Origin of the sequence: Nocardia cyriacigeorgica (genome assembly GCF_005863245.1) — a bacterium.
Classification (GTDB): Bacteria; Actinomycetota; Actinomycetes; order Mycobacteriales; family Mycobacteriaceae; genus Nocardia; species Nocardia cyriacigeorgica_C.
This window is the reverse complement of sequence record NZ_VBUT01000002.1, coordinates 622,877-636,931: the sequence shown is the minus strand read 5'-3', so window position 1 is coordinate 636,931 and position 14,055 is coordinate 622,877. Positions and strand designations below refer to the sequence as shown.

Sequence of the window (14,055 nt, the reverse complement as noted above, 5' to 3'; positions counted from 1 at the left end):
TTGCCGCCCTGGGACATTCGTCACATCACCGGCTCCGGAAAACAGCTCCGGCCCGTTCGTGACAACGAACGGGCCGGAGGTCTGGCGGGTACCGGGGCTCAGGGCCACTGCCGGTAGTCGGCCCAGAAAATACCCAGAATCGCGCCGATGATGTCCATGCGTTCCCTTTCACTGCGGATGCGGACCGCAATATTAGCGCGTGCGCCCGGTCACATGCTGAAAAGCGGCCCGGTGATGGTCAATCCCAGTTCGTCGGTGTGGGCGAAGAAGGCGAACAGCATCAGGGAGGCGCCCGCGAGCGCGAGATCCTTGTTGAACTGGATCATCTCGGTCTGCTTGGCCTCCGGATCGGTCTCGGACCAGAATCCGTGCATGAGCACGGCCGTGGGCAGCAGCATGATGAACAGCAGCAGCGCACCGAGATCGGCCCAGATGCCGAGCAGCACACTCAGTCCTCCGAGCACCATCAGCACCCCCGAGGCGAGCACACCGGCCTTGGGTGAGGGCACACCCCGGCTCTGCGCGTAACCGGTCATCGCCTCGGTCTGGGTGAAGTGGCCGAAGGCCGAACCGAAAAAGAGCGCGACGAACAACACCCGCCCGATCAACACCGCGACATCCATGTCCAGCTCCTCATTCTGCCGGTGGGTAGATGGTGCGTAATTCAACCACTCGCCCTGCCGGTGTTCGGGCGGAAATGATCTATCGGAACTGTTCCGGTATCTATTCGCCACGCGGGAGCATTTTCGCGGTGACCTCGTTGCGGGCGCGCAGGGTGTGTTTGGCGTATTCCGCCGGCGCCATTCCGACTTCCGCGGTGAATTCCCGGGTGAAATGCGCCTGGTCGTAATAGCCGAGCTCGGCCGAGAGGGCCGCGAGATCCTCGACCCGGCCGCGGGCGAGCAGGTCGGCAGCGTCCTGGAGCCGGTAGCGGCGCAGTACCCACTTCGGGCCCGCGCCGACATAGCGCCGGAACAGCCGTTGCAGGGTGCGGATCGAGACCGCGTAGCGCTCGGTGACCTGATCGACCCGGGTCAATTCCTGATCGGTGGCCATCGCCTCGACGATGCGCCGCACCAGCTCGTAGTTCGGATCGGGCTCCGACAACCCGCGCGCGAAGAACGATTCGACGATGTCGCGGCGGGCTTCATCGCGCGATTCGGCCAGCACCGCGGTGGTGAGCCGGTCGGCGTCGGGCAGCACCTCGGCCAGAGCGACGGTGCGGTCACGGAACTCACCGACATCGAGTCCGGTGAACGCGCCGAATCCGCCCGCGCGGAACCGGATCCCGAACGTTTCACCCGCGCCGGTCAATTCACGGACGAACTTCGTCGTGCAGACGCCGTTGACGAAGCCACCGGTCTTGGTCTCGGACCGCTCGAAGGTGACGTTCACGCACGGAAACGGCAGCACCTCGGCGATATACGGCGGCCTGCCACGCAGATCCCAGCGCACCGACCAGTACCAGTCGATCACCTCGGCCACCGCCGGGCCTGCCGGCAGCCTGCGCAGGGTCCGGTATCGGGCCTGCTCGTCGGGATGCAGGATCCCTTTGCGACCGGTGAGGGCGCCGCGATCACCGCGCTCGGACATGGTGTCGCTTTCTTACAAGATCGCTGCCGCCGCGCGGGCGAGGATGAAAGACATGACAAGCACTGTGCATCCGATTCCCGATGGCTACCACTCCATCACCTGTTTCCTGGCCGTCGCCGACGCCAACAAGGCGATCGATTTCTATTCCGAGGTCTTCGGCGCCGAGGTGATCACCCGCAACGATCTGCCCGACGGGCAGGCCGCGCACGCGGAGCTGAAGATCGGCGATTCCACACTCCAGCTGGGCATGCCGATACCGGACAACGGGGTGCTCGCGCCCAACGGCGAATGGGTACACACCTCCATCGTGCATTACTGCACCGACACCGACGCGGCCGTCGCCCGTGCGGTCGAGCGCGGCGCCCGCTGCGTCGAAGAGCCGCAAACCTTCGTCACCGGTGACCGCTTCGGCGTGATCATCGACCCGTTCGGCCACCGCTGGGCGGTGATGACCAAGGTCGAGGACGTCTCGCGGGAAGAGGCCGAGCGCCGCGTCAATGAATGGCTGGCCACCCAGGGGTGAGCCGGCGCGACTCAGCCCGCGTCGGGTATCCAGCTGCCGTGGAAACCGGCGGGTACCCGGCGCGGGAGCCGGACAGCCGCCACCGGTGACAGGTCGGTGGCGTCGAGCACTCGCAGTTCGTCGGCGACGAGGGACAGCAGCCAGCCCTCGTCCTCGGCCCGGCGCCCGTCGGCCGGGACGAACACCGCCTCACCGGGATGCTCGGCATCCACCGCGGTCGATCGGCCGGTGTGAACGTCGTATTTCACGATCGCCTCGGAGCTCACCGTGTAGAGATAGCGGTGGCCGCGACCGGTGAGGGTGTCGTCGTGAGTGGGGAATTCGACCGTCCGGTCGTCGATCCTCGTCTCGGTGACCGCGCCGGTGGCCGGATCGAGAGTCCATCGATGCATTCGCGCTCCGGCCGCTGCCCGGCCGGCCGCACGGGTGGACGTGCCACCGATTCCGGACCAGATGGCGGCGAAGTCCTCGGGACAGTAGCGCGCACCGTCGACGACGATCCGGCCGTCGTGTTCGTAGGCATTGCCGACGTGGAATATGTAGCAGGGCTCGATATCGAACCACCGGACCGGACCACCGGCGCGCGGCATCATGCCGAGCCGCGCACCGTAGCCGGCGTCCCAGCGGTAGGGCATCCCGCCGGCACCGGCTGCGAGCGCGCCATCGAAGACCACCGGAAGGTCGAGCCAGATGACGTAGTTCTCGGTGATCGCGAAGTCGTGCATCATCGTCGCACCCGGGACCGGTACCTCACGGCTCTCGACCAGCTCCCCCGCCGCCGACAACCGGTGATAGGTCAGATACGGCGGCCGGAACCCGTAACCGAAGAACAGCAGGTCGCCGGAGACAGGGTCCTGTTTGGGATGGGCGGTCATCCCGGTGGTGAGCCTGCCCCCGAAGTCACAGGGTCCGATGGTGTCCAAGTCCGGCGTCACCTCATACGGGAAGCCGGCTTCGACCAGCGCGAAGATCCGGTCGCCGTGCGGAATGACGTGTGTATTGGCAGTCACCGCAGCCCGGTCGACGCTGAAATCCTCGCGGAGGAAGGGCGCCCCGTCGGTGAAGGCCGTGGTGCGCACCCAGCGGTTGCGATACCACTCGGCGCGACCGTCGCGCAGCCGGATGCCGTGCAGCATGCCGGGGCCGGTGAACCAATGGCCGCTGACCTGACCGGGTGCCGGATTCGGGCCATTGCGGACGTAGCGGCCGATCAGTTCCACGGGGAGCGCACCGGTCACCTCCAGCGCGACGGCGTCGATCTCATCCGGCACGGGTGCCATATGTCCGGTCAGCCAGGCAGGTCGGGTGCTGGTCATTGTGGGTTCCTCACAGCCGCCTCATATTCCACTTTAGACATGTCGAAAATAGACCCTCCTATTCAGACCTGTCAATGGTGGGCCGTAGGATCGCGGCATGAGTCTGCGCTATGCCGTGCTGGGACTGGTCGCTGAATTGGACGGCGCCAGCGGATATGACCTGGTGCGGTTGTTCGATATGTCGCTCGGCAACGTCTGGTCGGCCACCCAGAGTCAGATCTACAGCGAACTGGGCAAACTGACCGATGACGGCTTGATCGAAGTCGCCGCAGTGGGCCCGCGCGGCCGCAAGGAATACGCCGTCACCGAGCCGGGGCGAGTGGAACTGCATCGCTGGCTCGCCGAGACCACCCCCAAGCCCATCGGCCGAGACGAGGCCATGATGCGGATCTTCCTGCTCGGACGCCTCGGCCCGGAGGCTGCGATGCGTTATCTGGACGAGCAGGCCGCAGCTCTCGAGGCGGAGCGGGCGGACACGATCGAGCTGGAGCAGTCGATCCCCTGGGGCGAGGACGATTTCTCCTTCTACGGCCATCTGGTGCTGGACTACGGCAAACAGTTCACCGCTTTCCGGCGTGACTGGTATCGCCGGGCCCGCGAGCAGGTCGAGGCGCGCGAGCGGGCGCGTTCAGTCGAGTAGTCGAGCCCGGCTGCCGGGCCCGGCTCCGCTCGGACCGAACACACCGCCGATTCGCCGACCGCGGCGCTCAGCTCAATCCGGCCGCGTCCATCCCGCGCAGTTCCTTCTTCAGGTCGGCGATCTCGTCGCGCAGCCGGCCGGCGAGCTCGAACTGCAATTCCCGCGCCGCGTTCATCATCTGGTCGGTGAGTTCCTTCACCAGGTCGGCCAGTTCGGCGCGCGGCATGGACTTCACATCGCGACCCTCGATGACGCCCGCGCTGACCGCCCGCCCCGGCTCGCCCTGGGCGCGGCGGCCGCGGCTGGCATTGCGGCCCGATCCGCCGACCGCGACCTCGTCGTCGGCCTCCTGATACACCTGGTCGAGGATGTCGGCGATCTTCTTGCGCAGCGGCTGCGGATCGATGCCCATTTCCTCGTTGTAGGCGATCTGCTTGGCCCGGCGGCGTTCGGTCTCGTCGATGGCGTGCCGCATCGAATCGGTGATCTTGTCCGCGTACATGTGCACCTCGCCGGACACATTGCGGGCGGCGCGGCCGATGGTCTGGATCAGGCTGGTACTGCTGCGCAGGAAACCTTCCTTGTCCGCGTCCAGGATCGCCACCAGCGACACCTCGGGCAGGTCGAGGCCCTCGCGCAGCAGGTTGATGCCGACCAGCACGTCGTATTCGCCCAGGCGCAGCTGCCGCAGCAGCTCCACCCGGCGCAGGGTGTCGATCTCCGAATGCAGGTACCGCACCCGCACCCCGAGCCCGAGCAGGTAATCGGTGAGGTCCTCGGCCATCTTCTTGGTGAGCGTGGTGACCAGCACGCGTTCGTCGCGGTCGGTGCGCTGACGGATCTCGTGCACCAGATCGTCGATCTGGCCCTTGGTCGGTTTGACGATCACCTGCGGATCCACCAGCCCGGTCGGGCGGATGACCTGCTCGACCACCTCACCACCGGACTGCCCGAGCTCGTAGTTGCCGGGGGTGGCCGACAGATAGACCGTCTGCCCGATCCGCTCGGCGAACTCCTCCCAGGTGAGCGGCCGGTTGTCGATGGCCGACGGCAGCCGGAACCCGTATTCGACGAGGTTGCGCTTGCGCGACATATCGCCTTCGTACATGCCGCCGATCTGCGGCACCGTGACATGCGACTCGTCGATGACCAGCAGGAAATCCTCGGGGAAATAGTCGAGCAGCGTCGCGGGCGCCGATCCCGCCGGGCGGCCGTCGATATGGCGCGAATAGTTCTCGATACCGGAGCAGAACCCGACCTGACGGATCATCTCCAGGTCGTATTGGGTGCGCATGCGCAATCGCTGGGCCTCGAGCAATTTGCCCTGTCGTTCGAATTCGGCGAGCCGCTGCTCGAGTTCGGCCTCGATATCGTGGACCGCGCGTTCCATCCGGTCCGGTCCCGCCACGTAATGGGTGGCGGGGAAGATTCGCAGCGTATCGACCTGCCGCACCACGTCACCGGTGAGCGGATGCAGGTAATACAGCGCGTCGATCTCGTCGCCGAAGAATTCGATGCGGACCGCCAGCTCCTCGTAGGAGGGAATGATCTCGACGGTATCGCCGCGCACCCGGAACGAGCCGCGGGTGAACGCCATGTCGTTGCGGGTGTACTGCACATCGACCAGCAGCCGCAGCAGCGCATCGCGATCGACCTCGGTGCCCACCTGCAGCTGCACCGAACGGTCGAGATAGGACTGCGGCGTACCGAGGCCGTAGATGCACGACACCGACGCGACCACCACCACATCGCGGCGCGACAGCAGGCTGGAGGTCGCCGAATGGCGCAGGCGCTCGACGTCGTCGTTGATCGAGCTGTCCTTCTCGATATAGGTATCGGTCTGCGCGATATAGGCCTCGGGCTGGTAGTAGTCGTAGTACGAGACGAAATACTCGACCGCGTTGTGCGGCAGCATCTCGCGCAATTCGTTGGCCAGCTGCGCGGCGAGGGTCTTGTTCGGCGCCATCACCAGCGTCGGCCGTTGCAGCCGCTCGATCAGCCACGCCGTGGTGGCCGACTTACCGGTGCCGGTGGCGCCGAGCAGCACCACATCGCGCTCGCCCGCCTTGATGCGGCGTTCGAGCTCATCGATGGCGGCGGGCTGATCGCCCGCGGGCTGATGGGGGCTGACGACCTCGAACCGGCCACCGGCGCGTTCGATCTCGCCCACCGGTCGGAACTCCGAATGGGCCAGCGGGGTGCCGCCCTGTTCGTCGGCCGGGATCTCGGTTGCGAATGCCATGGTCACCAGGGTAGGCGCAGCCACCGACAGATTTCCGCCCCCGGCCGCGCCCCCGCCGCAAGCCTGGACAACAGCGGCCTCGACGGTAGATTCTCGGGACATGACTCAGGCACCATCCGTGCACGTGCACCGGCCGAAGGTGGAGTACTTCAACGTCGCCGAGCTCACCAATACCGATCCCAAGGGGTTCGTGCGGCCGGTCGAGAACTACCGCGTCGAGCCGTGGGGCCTGTACATGGCGCGCACCGCCGATCATCCGTCGTTCCACTACATGGAGTCCTGGCTGCTGCCGGAGCTGTCGATCCGCGCCACAGTGTTCCACTACACCGCCGCGCATCTGCGCAACCAGGACTACTACATCGACATCGGCGAATTCAGCGAGGTCGAACCCAAGAAGTGGCGGTCGGTGGACCACTACCTGGATCTGCTGGTGCGCACCGGACGCGACACCCGCCTGCTCGACGTCGACGAGCTGCTCGGGGCGCTGCAGGCCGGCCTGGTGGACGCCGCCACCGCGGAAAAGGCCATCGCGACCGCCACCGCCGCCATCGACGGTATCGCCGCGCACGGCCACGACCTGCTGGCCTGGACCGCCTCGCGCGGGATGCCCCTCAGCTGGCTGTGACGCCGGTCAGCCCTGACCCGCCTGCCACTGCATAACCCGCGGGTACACCTGATCGAACCACGGCTCCTTCACCGCGAGGTAGGCCACCATCGCCTCGTCACCGGACAGGCCGGCCGCCTTCGCCTCGCCCTCGCGCTTGACCCGCGCGTACTCCTCCCGGGCGGCGGCATCGGCGCGCAGCCAATCCCGGAACGCCAGCGCGAACTGTTGCCCCGGCGAGCCGTCGACGCGCAGGTGCACATGGGCCGGGCGGCCGGGGTCGGCACTGCCGTGAAAGCGTTTGGCCCACAGCTCGGTGTCGGTGCCTTCCGGATCGGCCTCGGTCGGTTTCGGGTTGTCGTGCAGGATATGGGCCTGCACCGGGAATCCGGCCGCGCCGAGTGCGTCCCGCAGGCCGTCGGCGGCACCGAGATCGGCCACGGTGATCTGGATATCGATGACGTCCTTGGCCGCCAATCCCGGCACCGAGGTGGACCCGATGTGATCGATGCGGACGGCCGCCGACCCCGCGGCCACCGCCAGCCGGGCGATCAACCGCTGGGCCTGCGCCGCCCACTCCGGGTCCGGCGCCACCAGCCGCAGTTCGGTCTCGGCCGCCCGGGCAGCGCGCAGATTGCGTTCGAAGGGCACCAGCCGCTCGTCCCACAGCCGGTGCACCGCTGATTCGATGGCCTCGGCCGGTCCGTTGTTGTCGAGCAGGACATCGGCGACGGCACGGCGCTGCTCATCAGTGGCCTGGGCCGCGATGCGGGCGCGCGCATCGGCTTCGGGCACGCCGCGCGAATGCACGAGACGCTGAATGCGGGTTTCGGCGGCCACGTCCACCACGACCACCAGATTCATCAGCGGGGCCAGCCCGTTTTCCACCAGCAGCGGAATATCTTGCACGACAATGGCATCCGGTGCGGCCGCGGCCAGCAGTTCGCCGGTGCGCCTGCCGACCAGCGGATGAGTGATCGCGTTGAGCCTGGCACGTGCCTCGTCGTCGCCGAAAGCCTTGGCCGCCAGTGCCGGCCGGTCCAAACTGCCGTCGGCGGCGAGGATATCGGCTCCGAAAGCGTCGACCAGCGCCGCGAGTCCCTCGGTGCCCGGCGCGACGACCTCGCGCGCGATCGCATCCGAGTCGATGATCACCGCACCGCGTTCGGCGAGGATCCGCGCCACGGTCGACTTGCCGGCGCCCATGCCTCCGGTGAGGCCGATTCGTAACATCCGACCAGTTTCGCATCCGCCCGGCCGAGCCCCATCCGGCACCCATCCATGAGCAGCGCGCCTACGAACGTATGGATGCGGGTCGACGACGCCCCGCGTGAATCGGGCCGGAAATCTGCGGCACCGCACGGAATCGGCCTCGCTGTCGCGATCGAAATTCGCCGACCGTGCTGGATACCCACTCCCGCATCCCTTTTCACCACCCTGCGCGGCAATTGCCCGTTCCGTGACGCGGCCGAGACCATCTCGCAACATTTCCTGCCGATGTCGGTTTCCAAGCGATAACTTTCCGACACGCCGGGCAATTACTTCGGCAAAATACGTTGCCGACGACTTCGGGTCCGCTAATCTTCGCCGTGGCGATCCAGGCCAGAACCATCAAGCAAAGGAAGACCATTGGGCACCAAGAACAACCAGACGGGTCGCCACCGCCTGGGAATGGCGGGAGGCGTGCACTGCATCGAAATCCCCGCCGTCGCGGCCGCGCTCGCCGAGCATCGCCGCACATGGTTCACCTCGTTGATCAGTCCGGCTCGGCATAGTTTCGCCGCCATGCGCCGGCGTTCCGCGACGCCCTCGGTGCGCTGGGTTCCCGCCACCGCGGGCTGACGCCCACTTCCACGACAGTGGCCCGGTCCCCGCGACCGGGCCACTGTCGTGCGCGTCGGCAGTTACCGGCGCGGCAGCCGCGGCGACAAGCCCAGCGAATGCACCAGGTCGAGCATTTCGGCGCGGAACAGCTTCGCCGGGTCCTGCGATTGCGGACGCAGGTGGCCATACACCTCCAGCGCCATCAGACCGTGCATCCGCCCCCACATGCGAAGCGCGAGAGCCAATGCCGCCGGCGGCAGATCGGGGAAATCGGTGCGCGCATGCTCGACCAGATCGGCGTCGAAATCCGTCCACGCGAATTCCGGGTCAGCGCCGCCGGGACGGTGCGGCCAGGCCGCGGCGGCCAGACCCACAAGGCCGGTGCATGCCCGTAGCTGGGCAGCGGCGGCGGGGCCACCCGGCGGCGCCTGGTAGCCGGGGACCGGGTCGCCGTAGATCAGCCGGAACTCGGCCGGGCGCGCCACCGCCCAGTCCCGTACCGCTTCGCCCCACGCGATGATGCGGGCGCCCGGATCGTCGGGGGCGATCGCATCGCGGGCCGCTTCGACCTGGTCCAGCAGCGCCATGTAGACCTCGGCGATCAGGGTCGAGATGAGGTCGTCCCGGGTGGCGTAGTAGCCGTAGATGGCGCCCGCTGTCATGCCCATCTCGCGGGCGATGGCCCGCAGCGTCACGGCGTCCGGGCCACCCTCGTCGAGCAATCGCAGCGCGACCGTCTTGATCTCCTGCGCCGTCTGCGCGCGCAGCCGCTCTCGCCGACTCGTCGCTGCTTCCACCACGGTTGACACTCTACAGCGTGTGAGTACTATCTGGCGTGCAGTCACTGAACGCCGTGTAGTAATTGCACGGCATGTAGAGCGTGGGAGTCGGGATGGAAATCGGAGTGTTCGGCGCGACCGGGGTCATCGGTTCGCGGGTGGTCGAGGAGGCGCGGCGGCGCGGCCATGCGGTGCGGGCGTTCGCCGGTGACGCGGCCCGGATTCCCGCGGGGTCCGAGGGCGTCGACTGGCGAGTGGCGGATTGGCGCGATGCCGACAGTGTCGCGGACGCGATCGCAGGCCTGGATGTGGTGGTCAGCGCGGTGAACGCGGGGCACGGGATCGAGGACACCATCGCCAAAGCCGGCGATTTCGTGGTCGGCGCGCGGGCGATGGTGCGGGCGATGACCCGGCATCCGGAGATTCGGGTGATCGCGGTGGGTGGTGGCGGCAGTCTGGAGGTCGCCCCCGGCCTGCAACTGGTGGATCAGCCGGGGTTCGCCGAGGGGCTTCCGGACAATCTCGGGGTGCCGGTGGAGTATCACCGGGTGATCCTTGCGTTGCGGGAGGCGTTGAACGTGTATCGCCTGTCGGACCGGCAGTGGACGTATCTGAGCCCGTCGTCGGGGCGGATCGATCCCGGCACGCGCACCGGGCGCTACCGGGTGGGCGGGGATCAGCTACTCGACGCCGAAGCCGATATCAGTGCCGAGGATCTGGCGGTGGCGCTGCTGGACGAGGCCGAGGCGGCACGGTTCGTGCAGCGCCGCTTCACTGTCGCCGCAGCGTAACCCGCACCGAGAACGCCCCCTGAACAGCCCGAAGGCCCCGGTCCATGCAGGACCGGGGCCTTCGGTGTTGCTCTACCCGTATCAGGCGTTGCCGGAGAGCTTCTCCCGCAGAGCCGCGAGCTGGGCGTCACTGGCGAGCGAGCCGCCGGCGGACTCGGGCTGGCTGGAGGTGGACTGCGAACCGCTCTCGGAGGAGTAGTTCGACGAGCCGCCACCGTTCGCGGCCTCGGCCGCGGCGTCGGCCGCCATCTTCTCCATCTGCGCGGTGTGCATCTTGTGGCGACGCTCCGCCTCGGCGTAGCGGCCTTCCCACTCCTCGCGCTGCTTGTCGAAGCCCTCGAGCCATTCGTTGGTCTCGGGATCGAAGCCCTCGGGGAAGATGTAGTTGCCCTGCTCGTCGTAGCTGTCGGCCATGCCGTACTTCGACGGGTCGAACTCGGCGTGGTAGTCCTCGTTCGCCTGCTTCAGCGACAGCGAGATCCGGCGACGCTCCAGGTCGATGTCGATGACCTTGACCATCGCGTCGTCGCCGACGGCAACGACCTGGTCCGGGACCTCGACGTGGCGCTCGGCCAGCTCGGAGATGTGCACCAGGCCCTCGATGCCCTCTTCGACGCGCACGAACGCACCGAACGGAACCAGCTTGGTGACCTTGCCCGGCACGATCTGGCCGATCGCGTGGGTGCGGGCGAACTGACGCCACGGGTCTTCCTGGGTGGCCTTCAGCGACAGCGAGACGCGCTCGCGGTCCAGGTCGACGTCGAGCACCTCGACGGTGACCTCGGTGCCCACCTCGACGACCTCGGACGGGTGGTCGATGTGCTTCCAGGACAGCTCGGACACGTGCACCAGACCGTCGACGCCGCCCAGGTCCACGAAGGCACCGAAGTTGACGATCGAGGAGACCACACCCTTGCGGACCTGGCCCTTCTGCAGCTGGTGCAGGAACTCGCTGCGGACCTCGGACTGGGTCTGCTCCAGCCAGGCGCGACGCGACAGAACCACGTTGTTGCGGTTCTTGTCGAGCTCGATGATCTTGGCCTCGATCTCCTTGCCGACGTACGGCTGAAGGTCGCGGACGCGACGCATCTCGACCAGCGAGGCGGGCAGGAAGCCGCGCAGCCCGATGTCGAGGATCAGGCCACCCTTGACGACCTCGATGACGGTGCCCTTGACGGCCTCGTCCTTCTCCTTGAGCTCCTCGATCGTGCCCCACGCGCGCTCGTACTGCGCCCGCTTCTTCGACAGGATCAGGCGGCCTTCCTTGTCCTCCTTGGTGAGAACCAGGGCCTCGACCTCATCACCCACGGAAACGACCTCGTTGGGGTCGACATCGTGTTTGATGGAGAGCTCACGGGAGGGGATGACGCCTTCGGTCTTGTAACCGATGTCGAGCAGGACCTCGTCACGATCGACCTTGACGATGGTTCCCTCGACGATGTCGCCATCGTTGAAGTACTTGATCGTGGCGTCGATGGCGGCGAGGAAATCCTCGGCGGAGCCGATGTCGTTGACGGCTACCTGCGGCGAGGTGACGGTGGTGGGCATATGTGGATTTGCTCCGGACGGATTGTGGTCGGTTGCGGACATTGGATCTTTCGGTACTGTGCGACACACCGAAATTGGGCGCGGTGTGATCACTCGCGCGTTCAGCGTACGCGACCTGCATCGGGCCGGGCAAACCGGTCCCGTCGCCACGCCGATACTCTTACGGCGTGTCGGACGATCGCCATGCGCAAGCAAACGAACTGCTCGGAACCGTCGGTCCGGCACGTGCCCGAATCGATTCCACGGACAGTGAACGTGCCAGCAGGCGTTGGTGGGATGCCGACGCCGGCCAATACCACGATACCCATGCCGATTTCCTCGGTGTCGACTCCCCCGGCGGCGAATTCGTCTGGTGTCCCGAGGGACTACACGAGGGTGATTGGCATCTGCTCGGTGATATTGCGGGACAGCGCATTCTGGAGATCGGGTGCGGTTCGGCGCCGTGTTCGCGCTGGCTGGCCAGCAACGGCGCGTTTCCGGTCGGCCTGGATCTGTCGGCGGGCATGCTGGCGCACGGGCTGGCCGCGATGGCGCGCGGCGGGCCGCGGGTGCCGCTCGTGCAGGCCGGGGCCGAGGCGCTGCCCTTCGCCGGCGAGTCCTTCGACGCCGCCTGCTCGGCGTTCGGCGCGATCCCGTTCGTCGCCGATTCGGCGCAGGTCATGCGCGAGGTCGAGCGGGTGCTGCGCCCCGGCGGGCGCTGGGTGTTCTCGGTGAACCACCCGATGCGCTGGATCTTCCCCGATGATCCGGGGCCGGCGGGCCTGGTCGCGACCACGCCCTATTTCGACCGCACTCCCTATATAGAGGTCGACGCCGACGGCGAGCCCACCTATGTCGAGCACCACCGCACCATCGGCGACCGAGTCCGCGAGATCGTGGCGGCGGGCCTGATCCTGGAGGACATCATCGAACCGGACTGGCCGGAATGGCTGGAGCGGGAGTGGGGCCAGTGGAGCCCGTTGCGCGGCGCGCTGTTCCCCGGCACCGCGATCTTCGTCGCCCGCAAACCGGGCGGCACGCACGGAAATGACCGGACCACACGCTCATCGTGAGCGTGCGGTCCGGTCGTTCATTCGCCGTCGTCGGCCGCCGATCTGCCCGGCCGGGGTTTGCGCCCGGCGTTGTCCAGGGCCAGCCGCAGTGCGTATTCGATCTGCGCGTTGACGCTGCGCAGGTCGTCGGAGGCCCACCGGGCCACCGCTTCGTACACCGCCGGGTCGAGCCGGAGCAGGATCTTCTTACGTTCGGCCATCGGCTCGCCGGTCAGGAGTAGAGCGATCCGGCGTTGACCACGGGCTGAGTCGGTCGATCACCGCACAGGACCACCAGCAGGTTCGACACCATGCTCGCCTTGCGTTCCTCGTCGAGTTCGACCATGCCCTGGGCGGCCAGCTGCTCGAGCGCGAGGCCGACCATGCCGACCGCGCCCTCCACGATCCGGGTGCGGGCCGCGACCACCTGCGCCGCCTGCTGGCGCACCAGCATGGCCTGGGCGATCTCGGGGGCGTAGGCGAGGTGGGTGATGCGGGCTTCGAGGACTTCGATCCCGGCGAGTTCGGTGCGTTCGCGCAGTTCGACGGTGAGTTCCTCGGCGATCTCGGTGCCGTCGCGCAGGCTGGTGCGTTCGTCGTCGTGGGCGTCGTAGGGGTGGGTGGTGGCCAGATGCCGGACCGCGGCCTCGGACTGGGTCTCCACGTACTCCTCGTAGTCGTCGACGGCGAAGGCGGCCTTGTAGCTGTCGACCACTCGGTAGACGACCACCGCGGCGATCTCGACCGGGTTGCCGTCGGCGTCGTTGACCTTCAGCTTCTGGGTCTCGAAGTTGCGCACCCGCAGCGAGATGCTGCGCCGGTCGGTCAGCGGCAGCACCGAGTAGAAGCCGGGTTCGCTCACCGAGCCGATGTAGCGGCCGAAGAACTGCACCACCTTCGCCTCGTTCGGGTTGACCACGATCAGCCCGGTGATCGAGAGCAGCAGCACGACCAGCACGACCGCCCCGGCGATGCCGGCTCCGACTGCGGCGCCGTTACCGTCCCTGGCGCCGACGACGAAGGCGAGCACGGTGGCGCCGCCGACGGCGATGGTCAGCACCAGCCACGTCAGTAGCACCACGAACCCGTTGGCGTGGACAGCGGCACGAAGCTTCATGACATCCTCCCAGTATCAAAGTGATATCACGACAATAGCATGGTGCC

The 14,055-nt window shown here is 67.3% G+C and carries 16 protein-coding genes; 7 read left to right on the top strand and 9 right to left on the bottom strand.

The genetic code is table 11. The annotated features are described in order from the left end of the window. Positions 1–209 precede the first annotated feature (209 nt). Positions 210–623, bottom strand: a complete 414-nt coding sequence (locus FEK34_RS06190; RefSeq protein ID WP_138446848.1) for a DoxX family protein — start codon at positions 621–623, stop codon at positions 210–212. Positions 624–723: 100 nt separating this feature from the next. Continuing rightward, positions 724–1,593, bottom strand: coding sequence for a helix-turn-helix domain-containing protein (locus tag FEK34_RS06185; protein WP_138446847.1), 870 nt, complete (start codon positions 1,591–1,593; stop codon positions 724–726). 52 nt (positions 1,594–1,645) lie between these two features. On the opposite strand from FEK34_RS06185, the gene FEK34_RS06180 reads away from it, so the two are divergent. Further along, positions 1,646–2,116 (top strand): VOC family protein, encoded by a 471-nt coding sequence (locus FEK34_RS06180; protein ID WP_138446846.1) that lies wholly within the window; start codon positions 1,646–1,648, stop codon positions 2,114–2,116. Between the two features lie 11 nt (positions 2,117–2,127). Here FEK34_RS06180 and FEK34_RS06175 read toward each other — a convergent pair whose 3' ends face one another. After that, positions 2,128–3,432 (bottom strand): carotenoid oxygenase family protein, encoded by a 1,305-nt coding sequence (locus FEK34_RS06175; RefSeq protein ID WP_138446845.1) that lies wholly within the window; start codon positions 3,430–3,432, stop codon positions 2,128–2,130. 97 nt (positions 3,433–3,529) lie between these two features. Between FEK34_RS06175 and FEK34_RS06170 the strand changes: the two genes are divergently transcribed. After that, a complete protein-coding gene (locus FEK34_RS06170) occupies positions 3,530–4,072 on the top strand; it encodes a PadR family transcriptional regulator (RefSeq protein ID WP_138446844.1) in 543 nt (180 codons plus the stop codon). Positions 4,073–4,139: 67 nt separating this feature from the next. On the opposite strand, the gene uvrB is transcribed toward FEK34_RS06170, so the two are convergent. Continuing rightward, a complete protein-coding gene (uvrB, locus tag FEK34_RS06165) occupies positions 4,140–6,314 on the bottom strand; it encodes an excinuclease ABC subunit UvrB (RefSeq protein ID WP_138446843.1) in 2,175 nt (724 codons plus the stop codon). A 100-nt stretch (positions 6,315–6,414) separates the two neighbouring features. Here uvrB and FEK34_RS06160 point away from each other — a divergent pair, with 100 nt between their 5' ends. Then, entirely contained in the window at positions 6,415–6,939 is a 525-nt protein-coding gene (locus FEK34_RS06160) for a DUF402 domain-containing protein (protein WP_138446842.1), read from the top strand. 6 nt (positions 6,940–6,945) lie between these two features. Here FEK34_RS06160 and coaE read toward each other — a convergent pair whose 3' ends face one another. Next, positions 6,946–8,151: a dephospho-CoA kinase gene (gene coaE, locus FEK34_RS06155; RefSeq protein WP_138446841.1), complete on the bottom strand. Its 1,206-nt coding sequence runs from the start codon at positions 8,149–8,151 to the stop codon at positions 6,946–6,948. A 75-nt stretch (positions 8,152–8,226) separates the two neighbouring features. On the opposite strand from coaE, the gene FEK34_RS06150 reads away from it, so the two are divergent. Further along, the gene (locus tag FEK34_RS06150) at positions 8,227–8,436 is read left to right on the top strand and encodes a hypothetical protein (protein ID WP_138446840.1); all 210 of its coding nucleotides are present in this window, start codon (positions 8,227–8,229) and stop codon (positions 8,434–8,436) included. Positions 8,437–8,547: 111 nt separating this feature from the next. Then, entirely contained in the window at positions 8,548–8,760 is a 213-nt protein-coding gene (locus tag FEK34_RS06145) for a hypothetical protein (RefSeq protein WP_138446839.1), read from the top strand. A 62-nt stretch (positions 8,761–8,822) separates the two neighbouring features. On the opposite strand, the gene FEK34_RS06140 is transcribed toward FEK34_RS06145, so the two are convergent. Next, the gene (locus tag FEK34_RS06140; protein WP_138446838.1) at positions 8,823–9,542 is read right to left on the bottom strand and encodes a TetR/AcrR family transcriptional regulator; all 720 of its coding nucleotides are present in this window, start codon (positions 9,540–9,542) and stop codon (positions 8,823–8,825) included. A gap of 92 nt (positions 9,543–9,634) precedes the next feature. Between FEK34_RS06140 and FEK34_RS06135 the strand changes: the two genes are divergently transcribed. After that, positions 9,635–10,312 carry an NAD(P)-dependent oxidoreductase gene (locus tag FEK34_RS06135; protein ID WP_138446837.1) on the top strand — a complete coding sequence of 226 codons (678 nt, stop codon included), beginning with the start codon at positions 9,635–9,637 and terminating at the stop codon, positions 10,310–10,312. Between the two features lie 81 nt (positions 10,313–10,393). Here FEK34_RS06135 and rpsA read toward each other — a convergent pair whose 3' ends face one another. Beyond that, positions 10,394–11,860: a 30S ribosomal protein S1 gene (rpsA, locus tag FEK34_RS06130; RefSeq protein ID WP_014350347.1), complete on the bottom strand. Its 1,467-nt coding sequence runs from the start codon at positions 11,858–11,860 to the stop codon at positions 10,394–10,396. A gap of 167 nt (positions 11,861–12,027) precedes the next feature. Here rpsA and FEK34_RS06125 point away from each other — a divergent pair, with 167 nt between their 5' ends. Further along, positions 12,028–12,912, top strand: coding sequence for a class I SAM-dependent methyltransferase (locus tag FEK34_RS06125; protein ID WP_138446836.1), 885 nt, complete (start codon positions 12,028–12,030; stop codon positions 12,910–12,912). Positions 12,913–12,929: 17 nt separating this feature from the next. Here FEK34_RS06125 and FEK34_RS06120 read toward each other — a convergent pair whose 3' ends face one another. Together FEK34_RS06120 and FEK34_RS06115 are read right to left on the bottom strand one after the other, a co-directional pair. Further along, positions 12,930–13,112: a hypothetical protein gene (locus FEK34_RS06120; RefSeq protein ID WP_138446835.1), complete on the bottom strand. Its 183-nt coding sequence runs from the start codon at positions 13,110–13,112 to the stop codon at positions 12,930–12,932. 11 nt (positions 13,113–13,123) lie between these two features. Next, complete coding sequence (locus tag FEK34_RS06115) at positions 13,124–14,008, bottom strand: SPFH domain-containing protein (protein ID WP_138446834.1); 885 nt, start codon at positions 14,006–14,008, stop codon at positions 13,124–13,126. Between the last annotated feature and the right edge of the window lie 47 nt (positions 14,009–14,055).